At 65.0% G+C, this 23,792-nt stretch carries 17 protein-coding genes; 8 read left to right on the forward strand and 9 right to left on the reverse strand.

Annotation, left to right across the window (positions count from 1 at the left end):
• The first annotated feature begins 1 nt into the window (after position 1).
• The 7 genes from ACXJKC_RS06520 to ACXJKC_RS06550 all read left to right on the forward strand — a co-directional run bounded on the left by ACXJKC_RS06520 (position 2) and on the right by ACXJKC_RS06550 (position 6,295).
• Complete coding sequence (locus ACXJKC_RS06520; RefSeq protein WP_456695875.1) at positions 2-931, forward strand: NAD(P)-dependent oxidoreductase; 930 nt, start codon at positions 2-4, stop codon at positions 929-931.
• Positions 928-1,911, forward strand: a complete 984-nt coding sequence (locus ACXJKC_RS06525) for a zinc-dependent alcohol dehydrogenase (RefSeq protein ID WP_456695876.1) — start codon at positions 928-930, stop codon at positions 1,909-1,911. The genes ACXJKC_RS06520 and ACXJKC_RS06525 overlap by 4 nt, the downstream gene beginning before the upstream one ends.
• A gap of 79 nt (positions 1,912-1,990) precedes the next feature.
• Entirely contained in the window at positions 1,991-2,704 is a 714-nt protein-coding gene (locus ACXJKC_RS06530; RefSeq protein ID WP_456695877.1) for a hypothetical protein, read from the forward strand.
• Complete coding sequence (locus ACXJKC_RS06535; protein WP_456695878.1) at positions 2,701-3,453, forward strand: IclR family transcriptional regulator; 753 nt, start codon at positions 2,701-2,703, stop codon at positions 3,451-3,453. The genes ACXJKC_RS06530 and ACXJKC_RS06535 overlap by 4 nt, the downstream gene beginning before the upstream one ends.
• Before the next feature lie 20 nt (positions 3,454-3,473).
• Positions 3,474-4,340, forward strand: a complete 867-nt coding sequence (locus tag ACXJKC_RS06540) for a fumarylacetoacetate hydrolase family protein (RefSeq protein WP_456695879.1) — start codon at positions 3,474-3,476, stop codon at positions 4,338-4,340.
• Positions 4,341-4,386: 46 nt separating this feature from the next.
• Positions 4,387-5,055 (forward strand): GntR family transcriptional regulator, encoded by a 669-nt coding sequence (locus ACXJKC_RS06545; RefSeq protein WP_456695880.1) that lies wholly within the window; start codon positions 4,387-4,389, stop codon positions 5,053-5,055.
• Positions 5,056-5,059: 4 nt separating this feature from the next.
• Positions 5,060-6,295, forward strand: a complete 1,236-nt coding sequence (locus tag ACXJKC_RS06550; protein WP_456695881.1) for an alpha-hydroxy acid oxidase — start codon at positions 5,060-5,062, stop codon at positions 6,293-6,295.
• Positions 6,296-6,333: 38 nt separating this feature from the next.
• Here the strand turns inward: ACXJKC_RS06550 and ACXJKC_RS06555 are convergent, their stop codons facing one another.
• From ACXJKC_RS06555 to ACXJKC_RS06590, 8 genes are all read right to left on the reverse strand, one after another.
• Positions 6,334-7,743, reverse strand: a complete 1,410-nt coding sequence (locus tag ACXJKC_RS06555; RefSeq protein ID WP_456695882.1) for a rhamnulokinase — start codon at positions 7,741-7,743, stop codon at positions 6,334-6,336.
• A 29-nt stretch (positions 7,744-7,772) separates the two neighbouring features.
• A complete protein-coding gene (locus ACXJKC_RS06560) occupies positions 7,773-9,809 on the reverse strand; it encodes a bifunctional aldolase/short-chain dehydrogenase (RefSeq protein WP_456695883.1) in 2,037 nt (678 codons plus the stop codon).
• A gap of 27 nt (positions 9,810-9,836) precedes the next feature.
• Positions 9,837-11,000 carry an L-rhamnose isomerase gene (gene rhaI, locus ACXJKC_RS06565; RefSeq protein ID WP_456695884.1) on the reverse strand — a complete coding sequence of 388 codons (1,164 nt, stop codon included), beginning with the start codon at positions 10,998-11,000 and terminating at the stop codon, positions 9,837-9,839.
• A 105-nt stretch (positions 11,001-11,105) separates the two neighbouring features.
• Positions 11,106-11,441 carry an L-rhamnose mutarotase gene (locus ACXJKC_RS06570; RefSeq protein WP_456695885.1) on the reverse strand — a complete coding sequence of 112 codons (336 nt, stop codon included), beginning with the start codon at positions 11,439-11,441 and terminating at the stop codon, positions 11,106-11,108.
• Between the two features lie 102 nt (positions 11,442-11,543).
• Positions 11,544-12,584 (reverse strand): rhamnose ABC transporter substrate-binding protein, encoded by a 1,041-nt coding sequence (rhaS, locus tag ACXJKC_RS06575; protein ID WP_456695886.1) that lies wholly within the window; start codon positions 12,582-12,584, stop codon positions 11,544-11,546.
• Complete coding sequence (locus ACXJKC_RS06580; protein WP_456695887.1) at positions 12,581-13,672, reverse strand: ABC transporter permease; 1,092 nt, start codon at positions 13,670-13,672, stop codon at positions 12,581-12,583. Before ACXJKC_RS06580 ends, rhaS begins: the two co-directional genes overlap by 4 nt.
• Entirely contained in the window at positions 13,669-14,697 is a 1,029-nt protein-coding gene (locus ACXJKC_RS06585) for an ABC transporter permease (RefSeq protein ID WP_456695888.1), read from the reverse strand. Before ACXJKC_RS06585 ends, ACXJKC_RS06580 begins: the two co-directional genes overlap by 4 nt.
• Positions 14,694-16,208: a sugar ABC transporter ATP-binding protein gene (locus ACXJKC_RS06590; protein ID WP_456695889.1), complete on the reverse strand. Its 1,515-nt coding sequence runs from the start codon at positions 16,206-16,208 to the stop codon at positions 14,694-14,696. Before ACXJKC_RS06590 ends, ACXJKC_RS06585 begins: the two co-directional genes overlap by 4 nt.
• A gap of 112 nt (positions 16,209-16,320) precedes the next feature.
• Here ACXJKC_RS06590 and ACXJKC_RS06595 point away from each other — a divergent pair, with 112 nt between their 5' ends.
• On the forward strand, positions 16,321-17,331 hold the full coding sequence (locus tag ACXJKC_RS06595) for a LacI family DNA-binding transcriptional regulator (RefSeq protein WP_456695890.1): 1,011 nt from the start codon (positions 16,321-16,323) through the stop codon (positions 17,329-17,331).
• 467 nt (positions 17,332-17,798) lie between these two features.
• Here the strand turns inward: ACXJKC_RS06595 and ACXJKC_RS06600 are convergent, their stop codons facing one another.
• Positions 17,799-23,585, reverse strand: coding sequence for a family 78 glycoside hydrolase catalytic domain (locus tag ACXJKC_RS06600; protein ID WP_456695891.1), 5,787 nt, complete (start codon positions 23,583-23,585; stop codon positions 17,799-17,801).
• Between the last annotated feature and the right edge of the window lie 207 nt (positions 23,586-23,792).

Raw genomic sequence — 23,792 nt, forward strand, 5'->3', positions numbered from 1 at the left:
GATGGACAACATCGTCATCACCGACACCAACCTGGGCGACGGCAGCCACGAGCGGGCGGTGCTCGAGCCGGAATTCGCCGTCACCGTCTGTGAGGTGCTGACCGAAGACGCCGTGCTCGAAGCCGCGGCGGACGCCGACGGCATCTTGGTGCAGTGGGCACCCATGACCGAGCGGGTCCTGGCCGGCCTGCCGCGCCTACGCGCCGTCGTCCGGTACGGCATCGGACTCGACAACATCGATCTCGAAGCCGCGAAGCGGCACGGCGTCACGGTTCGCAATGTCGACGACTACTGCCTTGACGAAGTGGCAGATCATGCCGCGGCCGCGATCTACGCCCAGAACCGGCAGCTCGTTCCGTCCGCGCGGAACTACGTGTCCGCAGGCTGGACGACAGCCGGCATCGCCAAGCCGTTCCCGCCGTCACAAGATCCCGTCGGTGTGGTCGGGCTGGGCCGGATCGGCCGATCGCTGGCCAGCCGGGTCGCCGCATTGGGCTTCCCGGTGCATGCGTGGGACCCGTACGTCCAGGATGCGCCCGACGGCATCACATTGTGGCCGACCCTGGTCGAGCTGGCCGAGGCGAGCAATCATCTGTCGCTCCACATCCCGTCGACCGCCGAGACCGCGGGAGTCGTGGATGCCGAAGTGCTGGCCGCCCTCGGTCCTCAGGGACACCTGGTCAACACCGCACGGGGCACCCTCGTCGACGAGCCGGCTCTTCTCGCGGCGCTCGACAACGGCGACCTGGGCTTCGCCTCCTTGGACGTCCTGTCGTCGGAGCCGCCCGTCGACATCGCGGCGCAGCTGGCCGATCATCCTCGGGTCCTCGTGACACCGCACACCGCGTACCTGTCGACGGAGTCACTGCCGCAGCTGCGCCTTCGTGCTGCCCAGATCCTCCAGGAAATCTTGAGGGAAACCGTCCGATGACCGCTATCGCCCCGTCTGTCGGGACCATGACCGCCCTGGTCTTCACCGGCCCCAGCACGGTGGAGATCCAGGAAGTTCCGCGGCCGGTCGCCGCCGACGGCGAGATCCTGATCGACATCGTCGCCTGCGGTATCTGCGGCAGTGAGCTGCACGGAATCCGGCACGTCGGACTCCGCAAGCCGCCGTTGATCATGGGGCATGAGATCTCCGGCACCACGGCCGATGGCCGGCGGGTGACGGTCAATCCCCTGTTCAACTGCGGCACCTGCGACATGTGCATCCGCGATGACGTCCATCTGTGCCGCGAGCGGGAGATTCTCGGAATCCACCGTCCAGGTGCATTCGCACAGCAGGTCGTCGTCCCGGCCGCCTCTGTGTGGGAACTTCCCGATGACGTCGACTTCGACACCGCGTGCATGATCGAGCCTCTCGCGAACGCGGTGCACGCACTGCGCCTGGCCGCTCCGGAGTCCGGTGCGCGGATCGGTGTCATAGGTGCCGGAACCATCGGTCTCGGCGCCCTGCTCGTCGCCTTGCAGTACAGCACCGAGGTGTGCGTCAGCGATCTGGCGCCGGAACGTCTCGCACATGCCGCCAGCTTCGGCGCGACCCACGTGGGGCCGGCGCTGGAGGGAGAGTTCGACGTCATCATCGATGCGGTCGGTGCGGCAGCGACCCACTCCGCCAGCATCGATCTGCTGCGTCCGGGAGGCACCGCGGTCTGGATCGGGCTCCTCAGCGACGACAGCGGCTTCGACGGACAAGAGATCGTCCGCTCTGAGAAGCGGGTCATCGGATCGTATTGCTACACACCAGACGATTTCGGCCAAGCGTTGAACCTTGCCCGACGTGTTCCGGCAGGATGGACAACCCGGTTCGAGCTCTCTGAGGGCGTCGAGATCTTCGGGGAGCTGATGAATGGCCGGCACGACCTGGTCAAAGCAGTTCTTCGACCGCAGCAATCCGCAACTTCCTCATGAAACGGAGAACACTGTGACATTTGGCGTACGTATCCTCCCACTCGGTTTCGGGGAAGTCCCCGGTCCCGAGGTCTACTGGATGTCCGATTGGGAACAGTGGCACCGTCTCGCCTTTCAGGCATTCCTGATCCAGCAGGACGGCGCCAACATCCTGGTCGGAACCGGACCTGCCCAAGACCTCACGGCGATGAACGCCGGTTGGGCGGCCCTGCTCGGCGAACGGGCCGCCTTCCAGCGAGAGGACGGCCAGTGGCTGCCCGCCCAACTCGAACAACTGGGGCTGGCCACGAGCGATATCACCCATGTCCTGTTGACCCCGCTCCAGCTGTACACAACTTCGAACGTCCACCTGTTCGACCAGGCCCAGATCTGTTTGACCGAGCGGGGCTGGACCCACTTCCATTCCAGCCACCGCCATCCTCATGACGATCGGTGGACCTCGATCCCGCCCGAAGTGTTGTCATATATGACCCACGAAGCCTGGGATCGCGTACGTCTGCTGGCCGACGAGGACGAGATCCTGCCGGGTCTTCGGACCTGGTGGACCGGTTCCCACCATCGGGCGTCGATGGCCGTCGAGGTCGACACACCCGCCGGGACCGTGACGATCACCGACGCATACTTCACGGAACGCAATCTGCGTGAAGACCATCCGATCGGGATCTGCGAGAACATCTACGAAGCACTCGCAGCACATGATCGGGTCCGGCGCACCGCCGATATCGCCCTCACGCTGTACGACGAAGGACAGCTCGAGCGGTATCCCGACGGTCTGGTCGTGACGGCCCCATGAGCGCGCCGGTCAAGTCCGCCGACCGCGTCCTGCAGATCCTGGAACTCCTCACCGACAATCCGGCCGGCATGTCGCTGGCAGAGATCCAGGCCGCGATCAACATCCCGAGGAGCAGTGCCCACGGCCTGCTGTCGACCATGACGCAGCGCGGCTTCTTGGCGATCGAGCCGGGTACCCGCAAGTTCAGAGTGGGGATTCGGCTGTGGCAGGCGGGCCGTAGCTATCTGAGTGCCGGCAGCATCGAGGAGATCGCCAAGCCGTACATGGAAACCGTGCGGAATCGGCTCAACGAGACAGTTCAGCTGGCGATACTCGACGGTGTCGACAACGTCTACATCGGCAAGGTCGATCCCGATCACCAGCTACGTCTCGCATCGCACGTCGGCGCCCGCCTCCCGGCGTACGCGACCGGGATCGGCAAAGCACTCCTCAGCCAGCTACCCACCGAGGAGGTGCGGGCCAGGTACGCGGATGTGACGTTCCAGCCGTACACCGCGACAACGCTCCCGAATCTCGAGGCACTGCTCGACGAGCTGGCCGCGATCCGTGAACGCGGATACGCGATCGATCGCGGGGAGTACACCGAGGGCGTCTTCTGCATCGCGTTCCCGTTGCGGGAGCGCCCCGACGGCGTCGGGGCCGCGATCAGCGTCTCGATCCCCGAAGTCCGCAACACCGAACAGCTGGTCACCGACACGATCGACACATTGGGTCAGGCCGCACGAAATATCTCTCAACGCTACGAATGACACGAACGAGGAGTCACACCATGCAGCTATTCCGTTACGGCGCAGTAGGACAGGAACGCCCCGGCGTCCTGGATGCGTCGGGTCGCACCTGGGGTCTGTCCCAGCTCACCGACGACATCGACGGGGCGTTTCTGGAGCAGGACGGCTTCGCCCGTGTCGCCGCCGCACTCTCGGCGGGACAACTCCAGGAAATCGACATCGCGGGCGTGCGTCTCGGTGCCCCGATCGCGCGTCCGCAGGCGGTCAACTGCATCGGGATGAACTATGCCGCCCACGCCGCCGAGTCGGGCTCAGCCGCACCGACCGTGCCGGTGCTGTTCTACAAGCACCCCGCGACGGTCGTCGGGCCCCACGATGACGTCATCCTGCCGCCCGGATCGACCCGTTCGGACTGGGAGGTCGAGCTCGCGATCGTCATCAAGTCGACACCGCGCCAACTGAGCGACAGCGACGACCCGATGGAGTACGTGGCCGGCTACACGATCGCCAACGATCTGTCGGAGCGGGCCAGCCAGCTCGACTTCTCCGGCGGACAGTGGTCCAAGGGCAAGTCGGCCGAGACGTTCTGCCCCACCGGGCCGTACCTCGTGCCCGCCGACAGCATCGACCCACAAGCACTGGGTCTGCGTTCGTGGGTCAACGGCGAGCAGCGTCAGAACTCCTCGACCCAGGACATGATCTTCTCGGTCGCCGACATCATCCGTCATCTCAGCCGGCACGTGTATCTCGCGCCCGGCGACCTCGTCTTGACCGGAACACCTGAGGGAGTCGCGCTCTCAGGTCGATTCCCGTACCTCCAGATCGGCGATGTCATGGACATCGAGATCGACGGTCTGGGCAGCCAGCGCCAGACCGTCGTCGAGTCGGACGTCCAGGTCGCCGTCTGACCAGCGTAGGCGTGATTGTCAGACAATCTGATATTGTCTGACAATCATGCCTAGCTCTTCGACCGACGCCGCAGTCCGCCCCGATGCTGTTGTCGCCGCGCTGCGAGGCGAGATCCTCTCACGGGGACTCGCTCCCGGCACCGCGGTCACCGAAGCGCATGTCGCCGCGACATATGCCGTGGCGCGTCCCACGGCTCGCATCGCGATCGACCGTCTCGTGGTCGACGGCCTCCTGGTCCGCGAGCCGCACCACGCGGCCCGTGTGCGACGCCTGGGCCGCGATGACATCGATGATCTGTTCTTCAGCCGCGCTGCGATCGAGTCGGCCGCCGTCGAGCTCCTGGCCGCCACCTCGACCGTTCCGGACCAAGCCCGCGAGGCTCACCGGGCACTCCTCGACCTACCCGTCGACGGTTCCTATGCCGCACGGGACCTCGCATTCCACCGGGCCCTCGTCCACGGCACCGCCTCGACTCGGCTCCCCCGCCTGCACGATCTGCTGATGGGCGAGATCGAGCTCGGTATCGCCCAGGTGGAGGCCCATGGGCTTCGCTCGGCCGACGAGGTCGGCACCGACCACCGGTTGATCCTCGAGGCCATCGACGCAGGCGATGTCGAGGGCGCCGGCCGACTCGCACGCGCGCACGTCCTCGCCTCCCGCGACCGTCTGGTCGCCCACTACGACTCCACTCACGACACCACGCACAGGAAGTAGTTCCATGGTCCAGCGCCAGTTCCCCCGCCCACTCGAGGTTTTCGAGCTGCTCAAGTTCAAGAAGCCGGTTTGGAGTCCCAAGCGGCGCAGACTGGAGTCGGCACTGACGATCCATGATCTGCGCACGATCGCCAAACGTCGCACGCCCCGAGCGGCGTTCGACTACACCGACGGTGCCGCCGAAGGCGAACTGTCACTCGCGCGTGCGCGTCAGGCGTTCGAGGACGTCGAGTTCAGCCCACGGGTGCTGCGCCCCGCGCAGGACGTCGACACCTCGACCACGATCCTCGGCGGTCCGTCGCGTCTGCCGTTCGCGATCGCGCCGACCGGCTTCACTCGTCTGATGCAGACCGAAGGCGAGATCGCCGGCGCCGGCGCCGCGGGTGCCGCAGGGATCCCCTTCACCTTGTCGACTTTGGGCACCACATCGATCGAAGGGGTCAAAGCCGCCAACCCCGACGGTCGCAACTGGTTCCAGCTCTACGTCATGCGCGATCGCGAGATCTCCTACGAACTTGCCCGCCGGGCCGCCGCTGCGGGCTTCGACACGCTCCAGTTCACGGTCGACACCCCCGTGGCCGGCGCCCGTCTGCGCGACGAGCGCAATGGCTTCTCGATCCCGCCGCAGATCTCGCTGAAGACGGTCCTGAACGCGGCCGTCCGGCCCTGGTGGTGGTACGACTTCCTCACCACCCCGAAGCTCGAGTTCGCATCGCTGAGCTCGACCGGAGGAACCGTCGGCGAACTGCTCGACGCCGCGATGGACCCCACGATCTCGTACGCCGATCTCGACGTGATCCGTCAGATCTGGCCGGGCAAGATCGTCATCAAGGGCGTGCAGAACGTCGAAGACGCCAAACAGCTCGCGAGCCTCGGCGTCGATGGCATCATCTTGTCGAACCACGGCGGACGTCAGCTCGATCGCGCCCCGATCCCGTTCCACCTGCTGCCCGAGGTCGTCCGCGAGGTCGGCGCCGACATCGAGATCGGCGTCGACACCGGCATCATGTCCGGCGCCGACATCGTGGCCGCCGCAGCGCTGGGGGCGAACTTCTCGATGATCGGTCGCGCGTACCTGTACGGCCTCATGGCCGGCGGCCGCGCGGGCGTCGACCGCACCATCGCGATCCTGGAAGACGAGATCGTCCGGACGATGAAGCTGCTCGGTGCATCGACGATCGCCGAACTGGAACCGGCCCACGTCACCCAGCTGGAACGCCTCATCCCGCGCCCCCGCTAAACCGCCCCGTCGAGGGGCAACAACCGCCTCGTCAGCGTTTAGGGGCGAGGGGTGAAGGTCGCTAGGTCGTGGGTTGTTGCGATGAGGTGACGCATTTCCTCCAGGGTTTCCCCGACCCCGCCTAGCGATCGGGCTTGCACCAAGACGTTGCCCAGCGCGGTCGCCTCGACCGGACCGGCGAGGACCGGCCGCCCACTGCGATCGGCGGTCAGCTGGCACAGCAGTCGGTTGAGCGATCCGCCACCGACGATGTGCACGACGCCGACGGGTCGGCCCGACAGTCTCTGAGCAGTTTCCAGCGCATCGGCGAATGCGAGGGCCAGACTCTCCACGATGCTCCGCATCAGCGAGGCGCGATCACCGGGAGCGGCAACGTCCCGTTCGGCGCACCACTCGCGGATGCGGGCCGGCATATCGCCGGGAGGCATGAAGCGCGGATCCTGGACGTCGAACGTCGTGACAGGCACCGAGACATCGGCCGCGGCCCGCAGTATCTCGGTGAGCTCGACGGGGTCACCGTCACGCTCCCACTGCCGCAAGGTCTCGCTGATGAGCCAGGTGCCCATGACGTTGGTCAAGAACCTGGTCCGGCCGTCGACACCGCCCTCGTTCGTGAAGTTGGCAGACCGGGCGTCCTCGGTCATGACCGGGGCGTCGAGCTCAAGGCCGACCAGGCCCCAGGTCCCGCACGAGATATAGGCGGCGTCGTCGCTTTGAATCGGCACGCCGACGACAGCCGAAGCCGTGTCATGCGAACCCACCGCGGTCACCGTGAGTCCCGGAGCGCCGATGCGCTCGCCGACATGTGAGGAGACCGTGCCGATCGGCTGTCCCGGATCGATCAGCTCGGTCAGGATGCGAGCCGGCAGTCCGGCCTGCTGCATCAGGGCGAGATCCCACTCCCCCGTCCGTGGATCGAGCAGACCCGTCGTGGAGGCGTTCGTACGCTCGGTGGCCATGTGGCCGGTCAGCCAGAAGCCGATCAGATCGGGGATCAGCAGCATGTGATCGGTCCCGGCGAGTTCTTCCGCGGCGAGTTGATAGATCGTGTTGAACGGCAAGAACTGCAGGCCGTTACGTGCGTAGAGGTCTGCGGGCGACACGCGGGCGTGGATGCGCTCCACGCCCGCGGCCGTCCGCTCGTCCCGATAATGGAACGGCACGCCCACCATGCGGTCTGCACGCATGAGGGCGTAGTCAACCGCCCAAGAATCCACCGCCACACTCCCGAGCCCGTCAGGTGACTGGCTCACGGCTGTCCACAGTCCGCGTAGAGCGTGGCGATAGAGGTCGAGGGGGTCCCAGTGAAGCCCGTCCGGAAGGACGATCGGCTCATTGGCAAATCGCGCGACTGCGCGCAGTTCGAGGTGCCCCGGCCCCACGTCGCCCACCATGACCCGGCCGCTGGAGGCGCCGAGGTCGATGGCCGCGACGGAGACACGAGACAAAGACGACATGATGAGAGGTGCGTTCCGTTCTAGCGCAGGAACGCTGCGGCCACGCCGGCGTCGACCGGAATGTGCAGCCCCGTCGTCTGGGTCAGGTCGGGGCCGACCAGCGCGTAGACCGCGCTCGCGACGTGATCGGGCAGGACTTCACGCTTGAGCAGCGTGCGCTGAGCGTAGAACGCACCCAGATCCTTCTCGTCGACGCCATAGACCGCAGCGCGATTCGCGCCCCAGCCGCTGGAGAAGATGCCCGAGCCCTGCACGACACCGTCGGGATTGATGCCGTTGACCCGCACGCCATGCTCGCCGAGCTCAGCGGCGAGCAGTCGCACCTGGTGGGCCTGGTCGGCCTTCGTCGCGGAGTACGCGATGTTGTTGGGTCCGGCGAACACCGAGTTCTTGCTGGAGATGTAGACGATGTCTCCGCCCAGCCCCTGCTCGATGAGCGCCTTCGCAGCGGTCCGCGAGACCAGGAACGAGCCCTTGGCCATGACGTTGTGCTGCAGATCCCAGTCAGCGACTGTCGTGTCGAGCAGCGATTTGCTGAGCGAGAGACCCGCATTGTTGACGATCAGGTCGATTCCGCCGAAGGCCAGCAGCGTCGCGTCGACAGCCGCCTTGACAGCATCTTCGTCGCTGACGTCGGCCTGCACACCGATCGCGATGTCGGTGCCGCCGATCTCAGCGGCGGCAGCCTGGGCCTTCTCCAAGTTCAGGTCGGCGATCGCGACGACAGCGCCTTGGGCTGCGAGCTTCTTGGCGATGGCCTTGCCGATGCCCGATGCGGCCCCGGTGACCAGCGCGATGCGCGTCGCGAGCGGCTTGGGAGCCGGCATCCGCTGCAGCTTGGCCTCTTCGAGTGCCCAGTACTCAATGCGGAATTTCTCCGCCTCGTCGATCGGGGCGTACGTCGACAGCCCCTCCGCGCCACGCATGACGTTGATCGCGTTGACGTAGAACTCACCGGCGACACGGGCAGTCTGCTTGTCCTTGCCGAAACTGAACATGCCGACTCCTGGCACCAGGACGATCAGCGGATCGGCGCCGCGAATGGCGGGGCTGTCGGCCACCGCATTGCGGTCGTAGTAGGCCTGGTAATCCTCGCGGTACGCGGTGTGCAACTCGCGCAGACGGGCGATCGAATCCTCGACCGTCGCCGATGAAGGCAGGTCGAGCACGAGCGGCTTGACCTTGGTGCGCAGGAAGTGGTCAGGGCAGCTCGTGCCGAGCGCCGCCAGACGCGGGTGCTCTGCGGACGCGAGGAAGTCGAGGACTTCGTCGCTGTCGGTGAAATGACCGACCATCGCCTTGTCCTGCGAGGCGATCGAGCGGATCGTCGGAACCAGCGCGGCGGCCTTGGCCCGGCGCTCGTCGGCGGACAGCGCGCCGTAGCCGGCCAGGGCCGGACCGAACGGCTCGGCCTTGGAGTTGGCCTCGATGTACGCCGCGGCGGTCTCGATGATCCACAGCGAGTTCTTCTCGGCCTCCTCGGACGTATCGCCCCAGGCGGTGATGCCGTGTCCGCCGAGGATGCAGCCGATCGCGTCAGGATTCGCTTCCTTGATCTCAGCGATATCGAGTCCGAGCTGGAAGCCGGGACGACGCCACGGAACCCACACGACCTTCCCGCCGAAGACCGTCTCGGTCAGCTTCTCGCCGTCCGCCGACGTCGCGATCGCGATACCGGAGTCGGGATGCAGGTGGTCGACGTGTGCCGCGTCGACCAGCCCATGCATAGCGGTGTCGATCGACGGCGCTGCACCGCCCTTGCCGTGCAAGCAGTAGTCGAACGCGGCGACCATCTCGTCCTCGCGGTCGAGACCCGGGTAGACGTCGACCAGGGCGCGCATGCGATCGAGCCGCAGCACCGCGAGCCCGCTCTCCTTGAGCGTGCCGAGGTCTCCGCCGGAGCCCTTGACCCACAGCAGCTCGACGTCCTCACCCGTGACGGGATCGGTCTCGGTGCCCTTCGCGGAGGTGTTGCCTCCGGCGTAATTGGTGTTCTTCGGATCACTGCCGAGTCGGTTGGACCGGGCGATCAGCTCTGCTGCAGTGGTGTTCGTCATCTCACTCTGATCTCTGAATAGTGTTGGTCAGGTCCAGCTGGATTGGGTGCCGCCGACGCGGTCGGCCTCGATCTGTTCCTGGTAGCCGCTGGCGAGGTAGGCGGCCATGGGGTTGCCGGCAAGTCCTCGCTCTTCACGCCAAGCGGCGAGGTCGCCGCGCACGTCGGTGTAGAACGCGTCCATGAAGATCTCGTTGGCGGCGAGCACGTCGCCGTCTTCCTGTGCCTTGGTGAGCGCAGCCGTGTCGAGCATCAACGCGCGAGCCGTCATCTCCTGGACGTTGAGCACCGAACGAATCTGGCCGGGGATCTTCTTCTCGATGTTGTGGCACTGGTCGAGCATGAATGCGACGTCGCTGTCGGGACCGTAGCCACCGCCGCGCACGACCTCGACCATGATCCGAAACAGCTGGAACGGGTCGGCGGCGCCCACGATCAGGTCGTCATCGGCGTAGAACCGGCTGTTGAAGTCGAACGAGCCGAGCTTCCCGAGCCGCAGCAGCTGCGCGACGATGAACTCGATGTTGGTGCCCGGCGCGTGATGGCCGGTGTCGAGGCACACCATGGCCTTCTCGCCGAGCGCCATGACCTGCACATACGACGTACCCCAGTCGGGGACATCGGTGTGGTAGAACGCCGGCTCGAAGAACTTGTACTCCAGCACGAGACGCTGATCGTCGCCGAGCCGGTCGTAGATCGTCGAGAGCGACTCGGCGAGGCGGTCCTGGCGTCCGCGCATATCGCCCTGACCGGGGTAGTTGGTGCCCTCCGCGAGCCAGATCTTCAGATCACGAGAACCCGTCTGGTCCATCACATCGATGCAGGCCAGGTGGTGGTCGATCGCTTTGGTACGGATGCGCGCATCGGTGTGCGTCAGGGCGCCGAGCTTGTAGTCGTCGTCCTGGAACGTGTTGGAGTTGATCGTCCCGAGGCCGATACCGAGGTCCTCGGCGTAACGACGCAGTGCGGCGTAGTCGTCCACCAGGTCCCACGGGATGTGCAGCGAGACGAGCGGGGCAAGTCCGGTGAAGCGGTGCACCGCGGCAGCGTCGGCGATCTTCTCTTCGACGGTGCGGGGTGTGCCGGCCGAACCGAACACCTTGAAGCGGGTGCCCGAATTGCCGTACGCCCAGGACGGGACCTCGATGCCCTGCCCCTCGAGCTGGGACGCGATGTCGCGGAATGTCGTCATCTTCTGCTTCTCTCCTCCGGCGTCTTTGCCACTGGGTACTCGACGCTTCATTAAATCGATTCAATCACACTTTGGGGATGTCCACCAGACGGTGGTGTTCAGGTCTCAGGGAGCGAGCTGATCTTCCAAATGGAAGACCTCTTCGAGCTCGATGAAGCCTGTATCGGGCGCTGCATCGCCGAGGTCGACGAAGAACTCGGACATCTCGGCCTGCCAGCGATCGTTGACCTCGGTGCGCGCCATACCGGCTTGCGCATCCGCGAGGGACGGGGTCTCGAAATAGCCGATCAACAGACCGTCCGGGCGAAGGAAGAGCGAGTAGTTGTGCCAGCCGGTTTCGGCCAGCGCTTGTAGCATCTCGGGCCAGACCGCGGCGTGTCTTACCTTGTATTCCGCGATCCGGTCAGCTTTGACCTGGAGCTGGAAGCAGACGCGACGCATCGTGTCAGACCCTTTCAGGGTTGCTCTACACATTTTGGGGAAGTGAGGAGATGGCGCCCAGCCGGGGGAAGCGGCCCCCGGCCGGGCGGTCATCGGGCCGACTCAGAACTTGAAGTCGGCGATGTTGTCCTTGTTGAACTCGAACGGGTCGCCCAGGAGCACAGTGCTGTCCGCTCCCACGGTGTAATCGCCCAGCTTGCCGGCGGTGAACTTGTCACCCTCCTTGCCGGTGATGTCACCGTCGACCAGAGCCTTGGCCGCGAAAGCCGCCAGGTAGCCGAGGTCTTCGGGGTTCCACAGCGCGAACGCGTCGACGGTTCCGTCTTCGACGTAGGCGCGCATCTGGTTGGGGGTACCGAGACCGGTGACCTTGACCTTGCCCTTGAAGTCGGAGTCCGACACGTAGCGAGCCGCAGCCGCGATACCGACGGTGGTCGGCGACACGATGCCCTTGAGGTTCGGGTACTTCTGCAGCAGCGCCGACGTCTTGTCGAACGACGTCTGATCGTCATCGTCACCGTAAACGGTGTCGACGAGCTTGATCTTCGGGTGGTTGGCCGCCAGATCCTTCTTCATGAGGTCGATCCAGGCGTTCTGGTTCGTCGCATTGGCAGCCGCCGACAAAATGGCGATTTCGCCCTCGTCGCCGATCTGCTTGGCGATCATCTCGACCTGCACCTTGGCGATGCCCTCGGAGCTGGCCTGGTTGACGAACAGGTCGCGGTACTCCGGGTCGGTGTCCGAGTCGAACGTGACGACCTTGGTTCCGGCGTCACGGGCTTCGTTCAGCGCGTCACCGATGGCCTTCGGGTCGTTGGCCGACACCACGAGCGCCTTGACACCCTGCTGAGCCGCGGTGTTGATGAACGCGACCTGTCCATCAGGAGTCGCCTCCTGCGGTCCGACCTCGGCGAACTTTCCGCCGAACTCCTCGACGGCGATCTTGCCGCCCTTGTCGCTGGTGTCGAAGTACGGGTTGCCGAGGTTCTTGGGCAAGAACGTGACAGTTGTCTTGTCACCGCTGTTGCCCGATCCGCCCTTGTCACCGTCGCTGTCGGAGCCACCGCCGCAGGCCGACAGGACAAGTGCAGCGCTGACGGCGATGGCCGCGAGGGCGGTCGCCTTCTTGTTGCTGAACTTCATGAATTGTTCCCTTCGTGTTGTGCTGACGCCTGCTGGCGTTCAGGAAGACCGTCTCTGGTCCTTCTCCTCATCCCGGCCGTCGTCCGAGCTACGAAGGACAGGAAGCTTGTGGACATCACCGAGAGCACGAGCAGCAGCCCGATGATGATGTTGATGACGTTCGCCGAGACTTCATCGAGTCGCAGAGCGCTCGAGATGACGCCGATCAGCAGAACGCCGGCGATGACGCCGTGCAGTGCACCGCGGCCACCGAAGATCGAGACACCGCCCAGCAGCACGGCCGCGATGACCTGGAGCTCCATGCCCGTCGCGTTGTCACCGCGCGAACTGCCGAAGCGCAAGGTGTAGTAGATGCCGGCGAACGCCGACACCGCTCCCGCGAGGACGAACAAGAAGAACTTGGTCCGCGCGACGTTGACGCCCGAGAAGTGTGCTGCCTCGTCGTTCAGACCGATATCGAACACGCCGCGGCCGAATGCCGTGAAGTGCAGCAACAGCACGAAGGCGATGATCAACACGACGATCGGGATCATGATGACGGGATAGCTGCTGTCGCCGATCTTGTCCTTGGCCAGGTCGGTCCACTTCTCGGGGAAGTCCGTGATGGCCGTCGTGCCGAGCAGGCCGACTGCCAAACCGCGGTAGAGCGCCAGCGTGCCGATCGTCACGGCCAGCGACGGAAGTCCCACATACGCGATGAGGAAGCCGTTGAACGCTCCGCAGACGATTCCGACGGCGATCGCGATCAGCGCCGCCAGGGGGATCGACATACCGCCTTGGTGCAGGTCGCCGACCATGACACTGCTCAGACCCACGATGCTCGCGACCGAAAGGTCGATCTCGCCGGTGATGATGATCAACGTCATCGGCAGCGCGATCAGCAGGATGGGAGCCACGTCGAGCAACAGGTAGTAGATCGTCAGCGGGCCGTCGAAGGCCGGGATCTCGCTGCGCGAATAGAAGAACACGACCAACAGCAGCGTGATGACCGCGAACTCGCGGGTCAAGATGACGCGCTGCCACAGGGGTTTGGCGTACGACGCGTACGTCCGAAGCGTGTCGCTGCGCGGGGTCTCGGTGGTGGTCATGATTCGTCCCTCGCCTCGATGAGCTTGCGTGATCGTCTGACCGACAACAGTCGGTCGAGGACGATCGCGCCGATGATGAGCGTTCCGACTACGGCCTTCTGCCAGAAGTCCTGGACGCCGAGGATCGGCAGTGCGCGGTTGATCGTGATGAGCAGCCAGGCGCCGATCGCGGCACCCCAGACGGTTCCGCTGCCGCCGAAGATCGCGACGCCACCGATGACGGCCGCGCCGACGGCCTGCAGCTCGATGCCGGTACCGGCGCTGGAGCTGATCGTGCCGTAGCGGGCCGCGAAGACGACTCCTGCCAGCCCGGCCAGCGCACCGCACAGGACGAACGCCCCGATGACGCGCTTGCGGACCTTGAGACCGTAGAGATGAGCTGCGTCGGGATCGGACCCGATCGCGTACAGTTCACGGCCGCCACGGGCCGTGCGCAGGTAGTAGCCGACGGCCACCAGCACGACGACCGCGATGATCGTGAGGACCGGGATCGTCAGGATCGTCTTGGTGCCGAGTGACAAGAAGCCGCTGGGCATGTCGGAGGCGTTGATGCGGTTGCTCCCGGCCCATTCGAGGACGACGCCGCGATAGATGTACATCGTGCCGAGCGTGATGACCAGTGCAGGAACCCGGCCGAAGGCGACCAGCAGACCGTTGATCAGGCCCAGCCCCGCACCGGCCGCGATGCCGATCAGGAACACCACGATGATCGGGATACCCGGGTTGTCGACGAACAGCCGACCCGTCAGGTAGGCCGTCAGGGCCAGCGTGGAGCCGACCGACAGGTCGACGTTGCGGGTGATGATCACGACGGCCTGGCCGATCGCGAGCAGGACCAGGATCGAGGGCGCCAGCAGAAGATCTCGCCAGCTGTCGCTGCTGAACAAGAAGCTGTGCCGCTGCGAGGTCGCGGCCAGAACGACCAGGACCAGGACCAGCGCGATGGCCGATTCTCGTGAGGTCAGGATCGTCGTGATCGCGCGCTGCGCGGCCGACTTGCGGCTTGGCTCTACAAGAGTTGTCATGCGGAAACTCCGGTCATGGTGTTCGTCGCGGCGGTCATGACGCTCTCGGGCGTCGCGTCCGCGCGGTCGATATCGGCGGTGATGCGTCCCTCGTGCACCACGAGTACGCGGTCGGCCATGCCGAGCACCTCAGGAAGCTCCGACGAGATCATCAAGATCGCCATGCCCTGCCCGGCGAGTTCTGAGATCAACCGGTGCACCTCGGACTTGGTGCCGACGTCGATACCGCGCGTCGGCTCGTCGATGATGAGCAAGGAGGGGTTTGTCGCAAGCCATTTGGCGATAACGACCTTTTGCTGATTGCCACCGCTCATCGTCGTGGCATGCATCGACAAGGCATTGGTCTTGACCTCGAGACGTCCCGACCACGGGCCGGCGGCGCGGTTCTCCGCGCCCCTCGTGATGAGACCGAAGCGGGCTAGCTTGTTGCGGATGACAGCAGCGACGTTGTGGGCGACCGAGGCCTCGGTGACGAGTCCCTGCTGACGCCGATCCTCGGGAACGAATCCCATCCCGGCCTGGATCGCGGCGCGCGGGCTCTTGGGGGCGACCTTCTTGCCGTTCAACATCACGGTGCCGGAGTCGTAAGCGTCGACGCCGAAGATCGCACGGGCGATCTCGCTGCGTCCCGCACCGACGAGTCCGGCAAGTGCGACGATCTCGCCCGACCGGACTTCGAAATTGACATCGTGGAAGACGCCGGCCAATTCGAGGTTGCCGACCTGGAGCACCGGGGCGCCGATCTCGGCGGGCGTCTTCGGGAACAGATCGCTGACCTCACGGCCGACCATCTTGGACACGATCTGCGCCGTCGTGGTCTCGGCGATCGCATCGGTCGAGATGTACTCGCCGTCGCGCATGACGGTGACGGTGTCGCACAGGTCGAAGACCTCGTCGAAACGGTGCGAGATGAACACCAGCGCACGGCCCTCGTCGCGGAGGCTGCGCGCGACCGCGAAGAGACGGTCGACCTCGACGCCGCTCAGCGCCGCGGTGGGCTCGTCCATGATCATGACACTCGCATCGAGCGAGATGGCTTTGGCGATCTCGATGATCTGCTGGTCGGCGATCGACAGGCCCTCTGCCAGACGGCGGGGGTCGAGGTTGACGCCGAGACGCTTGAACAGTGCGAGCGCCTCGGTGTGCATGGCCTTGCGGTCGATCCGGCGGCCCGCACCGACCGGCTGGCGGCCCATGAAGATGTTCTCGGTGACCGAGAGGTCGGGGAACAGCGTCGGCTCCTGGTAGATGACCGCGATGCCGGCGTCTTTCGAGGCCGCGGTGGAGGTGAAGTCGACACTCTCACCGTGCAGCAGGAAGTCTCCGCCATCGCGCTGGTACAGACCCGCAACGATCTTGACGAGGGTCGACTTGCCGGCACCGTTCTCGCCCACGAGGGCGTGAATCGAACCGGAATGGACCGTCAGACTGCCGGAGCGCAGGGCGACGACAGGGCCGAACGACTTACGTACCTGCACGAGCTGCAGGGCGACAGGGCCGCTCGCGTTCATATGTCCTCCGTGTTTCGGCATTTTTGAATCGTTTTAATCCAACCTCAGAACTGTATGACGGCCATCACAAGTTCGTCAACCCAAATTGTTAAATCGTGTTAACCTGCTCGTCATGGCCGTGGCTCAGGTGCGCGATGTCGCAGCTCGCGCGGGGGTATCCCCCGCGACCGTTTCCAATGCTCTGAATCACCCCGCGAAGGTCTCGCCGGCGACGCTGGCAAGGATCCAGTCCGCGATCGATGAGCTCGGGTACATCCGCAATGACGCGGCCCGCCAGCTGCGTGCCGGCACCAACCGCGCAATAGGCATGATCGTGCTCGACATCGCGAACCCGTTCTTCACCGATGTCGCCCGCGGTGTCGATGACGTCCTGATCGCCGAGAATCGGCCTCTCATCCTGGGAAACAGCTCCCAGGAACCGCTGCGTGAGACCAATTACCTCGACCTGTTCGAGCAACAACGCATGGACGGCGTCCTGATCACACCGGTCGGCGACGTCATCGACCGGTTACGGCGGCTTCGCGACCGCGGCACGAGTGTCGTGGTTGTCGACCGCATGACCCGTACCAAGGAGTTCTCGTCGGTCGCGATCGACGACAAGATGGGCGGCCGGATCGCGACCGAGCACCTGCTCGAGACTGGTAGGCGCAAGATCGCCTTCATCGGCGGGCCGGCGAATCTCGCCCAGATCAAGAACCGTCTCGCCGCGGCGCGGGCAGCCGTCGAGGCGCACGGCGATGCAGAACTCCAGTTCGTCGAGACCGAGACCATGAACGCCGAAGCCGGGCGTGCCGGTGTCGAGCGACTTCTCGCGTTGCCGCAGGACCAACACCCCGATGCCGTGTTCGCCGCCAATGACCTGGTTGCCCTCGGCGTGCTCCAGGCGCTGACGCTGCGAGGCGTCCGCGTGCCCGACGACATCGCGATCGTCGGATACGACGACATCGACTTCGCGGCATCGTCTGCGATCCCGCTGACCTCGGTCCGCCAGCCCGCTCACGAGATGGGCTCGAGCGCCGCGACCCTCCTGCTCGGCGTCATCGCCGACTCCGAAGCGTCCAAGATCCAGCACATCGTCCTCAAACCCGACCTCGTCATCCGGCGCTCCACGACCGGCGTTTGACGCAAGAATCGGGTTTTGTCCCCGTATACGGCGACAAAACCCGATTTTCACGTCCACCCCCGGGGATTTCCACAGACGTTCCGCCGTCCACAGGGATCGAATCACCGGTAGAGCCTAAGGTGCTCCCGACGCCACCGCCTGTACCGGCGCGTGAGCTCGAAACAATGGGCGAACCCCGCCATCGGCGTGTTCGTCAACCACAACGGACCTCTCACCGACGAACAGCGCGACTGGGTGGCCCTGCTCGCCGCCCCGCCGGGGTCGGTTCTCGGCGGACTGTCAGCCCTACGGCATGACGGCTTCACCGCGTTCAACCCGGTCACGCCGATCGTCGTGGCGAAGAGGAGCGCGTCGAAGATCGGCTACAAAGACGTGATCCTGCATTGGTCGAAGTTCCTCGACGAGCGCGATGTACATCCGCTGCGGCTGCCACCCCGAACCCGCCCAGCGCGCAAGGCCGGCCGCTACTACCTCGACGTGACCACCCGCGTCCCACGCCGCCCCGCCGGGACGCAAGAATCGGGTTTTGTCCACGATTTCGCGGACAAAACCCAATACGTCGCCTTGCCCGACTTCGAAAGCTTCACGCTCTTGACCCGCTTGCCGTTCTCGTAGATCCGGACCGTGCCGCGCGGGGTTCCCGCAGACGACGTGACCCTGATCGACAGCTTGACCTTCTGGCCCCTCTTGACCTTCGACTTCGACGACTTCACCGTCGCCGCGGCCGAAGCCTTGGCGACCTTGGCCGTCGCGGCCGAAGTCGCTGTCTTCGCAGCCAGCCCCGTCTTCGATGCCGTGACCCTCACAGCGATCCGACGACCCACATCGGCGGCGCTCAGCTTGTACGACGCAGCCGTCCTACCGCTGATCGCCTTGCCATCGCGCAACCACTGGTAGCGGAAAGTCAGGCCCTTGGTGTTCCAGGTCCCGGCAGTAGCGGTCAACGTCGACCCGTACTTCGCGGTGCCCTTGACCTGAGGAGCCACGATCGCCGCGATTCCCTCGACGTCGGTCAGGTTGACCACCATCGACTGCACCGGCTCGGGGTTGCCGGCGATATCCGTGGAGAAGAACTCCACGACGTGCTCACCGAATCCCGTGACGAGCGGCTCGTCCTGATGACCGACCTGTTGCCAGTCGCCACCGTCGACCCGGTACATCGTCGAGGCGACGCCCGACAGCCCGTCGGCCGCAGCGAACTTCAACTTCGCCTTGTCGGCATTGTCGATACCGGAACCGCGGGTCACCGACAGCTGCGTGCCAGGAGCCGTGCCATCGATCAGCACCTCGACCTTGCGCTCACCTGTGGAATGTCCCGAAACGTCCTTGGCCCGGAACGACAGTTCGTGCTTGCCTTCGCCGCTGACCGCGATGGGTGCGACGTACGGCTGCCAACCGGATGTCTCGCCCGTCTCGATCGTCACAGCACCCGCCCGGTTGTCGACGGCACTGATCGCGACCGAGGCATCGCCACGGAACCAACCATTGTCGCCCGGGACGGCGCTGCTGGTCACAGTTGCCGAGGCAAGTGGGGCCAAGGTGTCAGCCGGTGCCGGCAGGACCCAACTGTCCGCGATCGACGGATCGTAGTAGCCGCCGGCGTTGAGCGGGAACTCGTACTTGATCCGGACGGTGCCGTTGTTGGCGAGCACCGCAGGATCATCGACGAGCACCTGGTAGGCCTTGGCACTCTGTCCGCCCACCGTCTGCTTGAGCTGGAAGTCCTTGACCAGTACATCGTTGACGTAGATGTTGTACTTCTTGGTCTTCGGACCGTCGAACGTCTCCAGGTTCCGGATCACGAACGGCTCACCGGGGGTGACGCTGTACTGTGCCGAGAACCACGAACCCGGCGTGTTGGCGTGCGAGTAGCGCCGATCCAGACCCGCTTCGACATTCGTGCCGCTGCTGGGTGAGGTCTGCAGGGCGTGGGCCGTCTCCGACGCGTTCTTGCCGAAGTCGACGTGATCGAGCTGACCTGGCAGATCGGTGTTGCCCGGAGCCGCCAGACTGACCGCGATGTCGGCATCCTTGCTGGCCTGCACGACACCGTTGTCGACGAACGTGACCGCGATAGGCGAGGTGCCGCCGACAGTCTCGACTCCGACGAACACCGGCACGCTGACGTCCACGCTCTCGCCGGCCGGGATCGTGACGCGCTGCGACGGAACCGCAGGTGCCCACCCGTCCGGAAGCTTGACCGTGACCTGGCCGGAGGCGGCCGTGTCACTGTCGTTCTTGACCGTGACGACCACGTCGGCACGCTCGTCCGAGCCATCAGCCGGGCTGACGGTCGTCACCTTGTCGATCACGATTCCGGAGGACACCGAGACCCAGGGACTCGCATCCTTGACCGTGAACGTTCCGAACTGGCTCGTGAACGTCGCTGCGACTGCCGCATCGTACGTGCCCGGCTTCTGATGCTTGGGCACCTTCACCGTGAAGGGCAGTTGCACGCTGCCACCAGCACCGAGACCGTCGGTCTTGACCGTGATCGGATCGATCTTCCATCCATCGATCGTGACCTTGGCCTCGACACCTGTAAGGGCACCGGAGCCGTTGTTGGTCAGATCGATCGTCCCGGCGACAACAGCTCCGGGCCGGGTGCTCTCGGCGACCGGCGGAATGACCACCGAGACGCCCAGGTTGTTCGCGACACCCTTGCCGAACATCGACTCGAGCTTCTCGATCCGGGTCGTCAGGTCACCCTTGACCGGACCATCGATCGACGATGCCGCAATCCACGCCTTCAGGGTGCGGACGCCTGCCAGGCCGTCGGCGAGGTGCTGCGAGACCTGGCCGGCGTCACCGGCGAGAATCGCTTCGAGGGCCTGCTCGACCGAACCCTTGACCCGTCCCAGATCGTCACCGATCTGGGCCCGGTCGCCGGCTGACAGATCGCCGGCCGTCTGCAGTGCAGCGGCCCGTTCGTCGACCTTCTCGACCTCGTCCAGCAGATCGCCCAGCAGACCCATCTGAGTGTCCGAACGGAACGAGTAGCTACCCGAACCTGCCGTGAACGTCACGATGCCGTCGGCGAATTCGATGTCACTGACACCGTCGACGTCCGCAAGTGGCTTGCCGCCCTCGGTCACAGCCGTCAGGTTGCCCGCCGGGATGACAACCTTGGATGTCGTGTTGACCGGGATCTTGACGTCGAGGTCGAGATTCTTGCCCTCGGCCTTCCAATCCGACGAGATGGTTCCGTAGACCGATTCGTACGTTCCATGTCCGCTCGTCAGACCGCCACCGACTTCGGGTGCGATTCTCGACTGCTTGTAGCCGGCCTTGGCCGCCGAGATGCCACCGATGTTCTGGTACATCCAGTCGCCGACCGCGCCGTAGGCGTAGTGGTTGAACGAGTTCATACCCTCGTCGCCGAAGCTGCCGTCAGGTCCGATCGAGTTCCAGCGCTCCCACATCGTGGTGGAGCCCATCTCGATCTCGTATCCCCAGGACGGGTAGTCCTTCTTGAGGAGCATCTTGTACGCGAGGTCGTCGCGGTCGATGCTCGAGAGTGCCGGGAGCAGCCACGGGGTACCGAGGAAGCCGGTCGTCAGGTGGTAGTCGCTGGTCTTGAGCTTGGCGATGAACTTCTCGCCGACCTTGATCCGCAGAGCCGGATCGGTGACCAGGTTCATGCCCAGCGCCATCGCGTACGCCGTCTGGCTGTTGCCTTCGACGGTCCCGTCAGCTGCGATGAGCTTGTCGGTGAAGGCCTCACGCACATCCTTCGAGATGGCGGCGTACGTGGCCGCATCGGCATCTTCGCCGATCGCCGCAGCCATCTCAGACATCATGCGAGCGTTCTCGGCGTAGTACGCGGTACCGAGGACATCGGTGCCGGTGTTGTCGTCGAGGTTGAGCCAGTCATTCCAGTTGCCGCGCGCCGAGTCGATCAGATCGTCGCCGGCTCCCGTCTTGACCAGGTTGAAGAACTTCTGCATCATCGCCCAGTTCTGTTCGATGATGGCGGTGTCGCCCTGCGCGTACCACGATGCGTAGGGCACCGTGATGCCTGCGTCGGACCAGCCGAGGCCGGCTCCCAGGTCGATCGTCGGCACCGACGGCGCGATTCCCGGTAGGTTGCCGTTGGCATAGGCCGAATCGCGCAGATCCGTCGTCCACTTGTGCAGGAACGAACGCGTGTCGCGCAGGTAGCTGGCCGTCGGGGCGAAGACGTTGATGTCACCCGTCCAACCGAGGCGCTCATCGCGAGCCGGTGTGTCGGTCGGGATCGACAAGAAGTTGCCGCGCTGTCCCCAGGAGATATTGCTGACCAGCTGGTTCAGCATTCCGTCGGACGTCTTGAGGTCACCGGTCGCCTTGAGGTCCGAACCCCACACGACGCCCGTGACATCGGCGAGCTCAGGGGCCGTGTCGACGCCGGAGATCTCGATGTAGCGGAAACCGTGCTGGGTGAACTTCGGCGTGTAGACAACCGTGCCGGTCGTCTTGAACGTGTAGTAGTCGGTGACCTTGGCGGCACGCAGGTTGCCGACGTAGAAACGGCCGTCCTTGTACAGCTCTTCGGCGTAGCGGAACTTGATGGTCTGTCCGGCCTTGCCCGAGATGCGCATGCGCGCGACGCCGACCATGTTCTGGCCGAGATCGTAGATGTGACCCTTGGCCACGCCGGGTGATTCGGTGCGCTTGAGGGCGGGCAGTTCCTGAGTCACGCGAACCGGCTCGTCGGTCTGGGGCTCCAGCTTGGCCGTGTCCGTGGCCGCTGCAACCGTGACGGGATTCCAGCCGGAGTCGTCGAAGTTGGGGTGATCCCAGCCCGGCTGCTCGGCGTTCGCGTCGTACGTCTCACCGTCGATGTTGTCGGCGGCCTTGTAGGGGCCGAAGTGACTCTTCCAGCTGTCGTCGGTCTTGACGATCTGATGTGTGCCGTCGGTGTAGTCGATGCGCAGCTGGGCGATCAGGCCCAGCGTGCTGCTGTACATGCCCGGCCCCCACATGCCCACCTTGCCGGCCCACCAGCCGTCGCCGACCTCGGCGCCGAATGCGTTGGCACCGTTGTTGACCTGGCTCGTGACGTCGTACGTCTGAGCCTGGATGCGCTTCTTGTAGTCGGTCCAGCCGGGTGCGAGGTGCTGGTCGCCGACGGTCTCGCCGTTGAGCTGCAACTCGTAGACACCGTGCGCCGATGCGTAGGCGCGGGCCGACTTGATGGTCTTGCCGGGCTCCGTCGTGAATTCGGTACGCAGCAATGGCTTGTTGGAGTCGTTGGTCTGCAGCAGGACGTCCTTGCGGTTGCCGACGTGCAGACCGGCCGGGGTCACGGTGCCGCCGTTGAACGGGTTTCCGGCGCTGAAGTCGGTGTCGAGCAGGACGTCGCCCGTCTTCGAGGTCACCCGGACCTTCTTGACGTCGACACTCTCGTCGATCGCGTTGGCGAAGTCCTGACGGAAGCCGATGAATCCCTTGGTGAACGAGGCGTCGGTGCGCTGGTCGATCTGGTTGCCGTCGAGCTTGGTCGTGATGGTGCTGCCGTCGACCGTCACCGACAGTTTGTGCGTGCCGTCCAGCAACTGAGCCGACGTGATGCCGCTGATCGGGATGTCGCCGCCCATGACCGAGTAGCCGTTGTTGACGCGCTTGTGCGGCCGGAACTTCGGGATTCCGGTGCCGTCGGCGGTCGTGATCTGCCACATGTAGGCGTTCGCGGTGTCCTTGGCGCGGATGAAGACACCGATGGCCAACTTGTCGATGTCGAAATCGAAGTCGGCGGTGTAGTTGTTCCACTTGTCGATCTCGCCGCCGGCCGACTTGCCGATCCAGTCGCCCTCCCACTCGGCGTTGTCGAGGATCCCGGTCTCGAACCAGGTCTCGTCACTCCAGTCGCTGGCGTTGTCGTCGCCGTCCCAGATCCTGACCTGCCAGTTGTAGCGGGTCTGTGACTCGAGCGCCGGTCCGGCGTACTTGACGTTGAGCTGATCGGACGAATCGACCTTGCCCGACGACCAGACTTCGCCGTCACCGTCTGCGACCTTGACTTCGTATGCACTCTGCACGACGCCGCGAGCCGTCGAAGACGACTTCCAGCTCAGCGTGGGCGCACCGCCGGGGATCCCGAGCGGCTTGGTGCGGGCATTGGTCTGCAGGCTGTCGACCGAGATCGACGGCTCGGCGGCGTGGGCTGCCGGCGCTGCTGCGACCAAAGCCGAGACGGACAGAACGGCCGACACGGCGACCGCGATCAAGCGGCGATGCGGTGTCGGGCCGCGGTTCGTGGTGGTCAAGCTCATGAAATACACCCGTTCGATTAAAACGATTCAACAGATCGTGACGGGGATCACGCTACCTACGGGGGTCTGAGACCAGCAAGAGTCACCGCCTCCAACCCGAGGATGAGCAGCCAGGCCAAGCCCGGGAATTCGCTGAGATGACAGCGCCGAAGCGCGGCCGAAGATGGCCGGAGTCGGCCAACTGTTGTACTCGTTGTAACGATTTAG

It is taken from the genome of Aeromicrobium sp. P5_D10 (genome assembly GCF_054049535.1).

Coding starts and splice junctions, on each gene's coding strand:
- ACXJKC_RS06520 (WP_456695875.1), top strand. CDS start 2: ATGGACAACATCGTCATCACCGACACCAACCTGGGCGACGGCAGCCAC.
- ACXJKC_RS06525 (WP_456695876.1), top strand. CDS start 928: ATGACCGCTATCGCCCCGTCTGTCGGGACCATGACCGCCCTGGTCTTC.
- ACXJKC_RS06530 (WP_456695877.1), top strand. CDS start 1,991: ATGTCCGATTGGGAACAGTGGCACCGTCTCGCCTTTCAGGCATTCCTG.
- ACXJKC_RS06535 (WP_456695878.1), top strand. CDS start 2,701: ATGAGCGCGCCGGTCAAGTCCGCCGACCGCGTCCTGCAGATCCTGGAA.
- ACXJKC_RS06540 (WP_456695879.1), top strand. CDS start 3,474: ATGCAGCTATTCCGTTACGGCGCAGTAGGACAGGAACGCCCCGGCGTC.
- ACXJKC_RS06545 (WP_456695880.1), top strand. CDS start 4,387: ATGCCTAGCTCTTCGACCGACGCCGCAGTCCGCCCCGATGCTGTTGTC.
- ACXJKC_RS06550 (WP_456695881.1), top strand. CDS start 5,060: ATGGTCCAGCGCCAGTTCCCCCGCCCACTCGAGGTTTTCGAGCTGCTC.
- ACXJKC_RS06560 (WP_456695883.1), bottom strand. CDS start 9,809: ATGACGAACACCACTGCAGCAGAGCTGATCGCCCGGTCCAACCGACTC.
- rhaI (WP_456695884.1), bottom strand. CDS start 11,000: ATGACGACATTCCGCGACATCGCGTCCCAGCTCGAGGGGCAGGGCATC.
- ACXJKC_RS06570 (WP_456695885.1), bottom strand. CDS start 11,441: ATGCGTCGCGTCTGCTTCCAGCTCCAGGTCAAAGCTGACCGGATCGCG.
- rhaS (WP_456695886.1), bottom strand. CDS start 12,584: ATGAAGTTCAGCAACAAGAAGGCGACCGCCCTCGCGGCCATCGCCGTC.
- ACXJKC_RS06580 (WP_456695887.1), bottom strand. CDS start 13,672: ATGACCACCACCGAGACCCCGCGCAGCGACACGCTTCGGACGTACGCG.
- ACXJKC_RS06585 (WP_456695888.1), bottom strand. CDS start 14,697: ATGACAACTCTTGTAGAGCCAAGCCGCAAGTCGGCCGCGCAGCGCGCG.
- ACXJKC_RS06590 (WP_456695889.1), bottom strand. CDS start 16,208: ATGAACGCGAGCGGCCCTGTCGCCCTGCAGCTCGTGCAGGTACGTAAG.
- ACXJKC_RS06595 (WP_456695890.1), top strand. CDS start 16,321: ATGGCCGTGGCTCAGGTGCGCGATGTCGCAGCTCGCGCGGGGGTATCC.
- ACXJKC_RS06600 (WP_456695891.1), bottom strand. CDS start 23,585: ATGAGCTTGACCACCACGAACCGCGGCCCGACACCGCATCGCCGCTTG.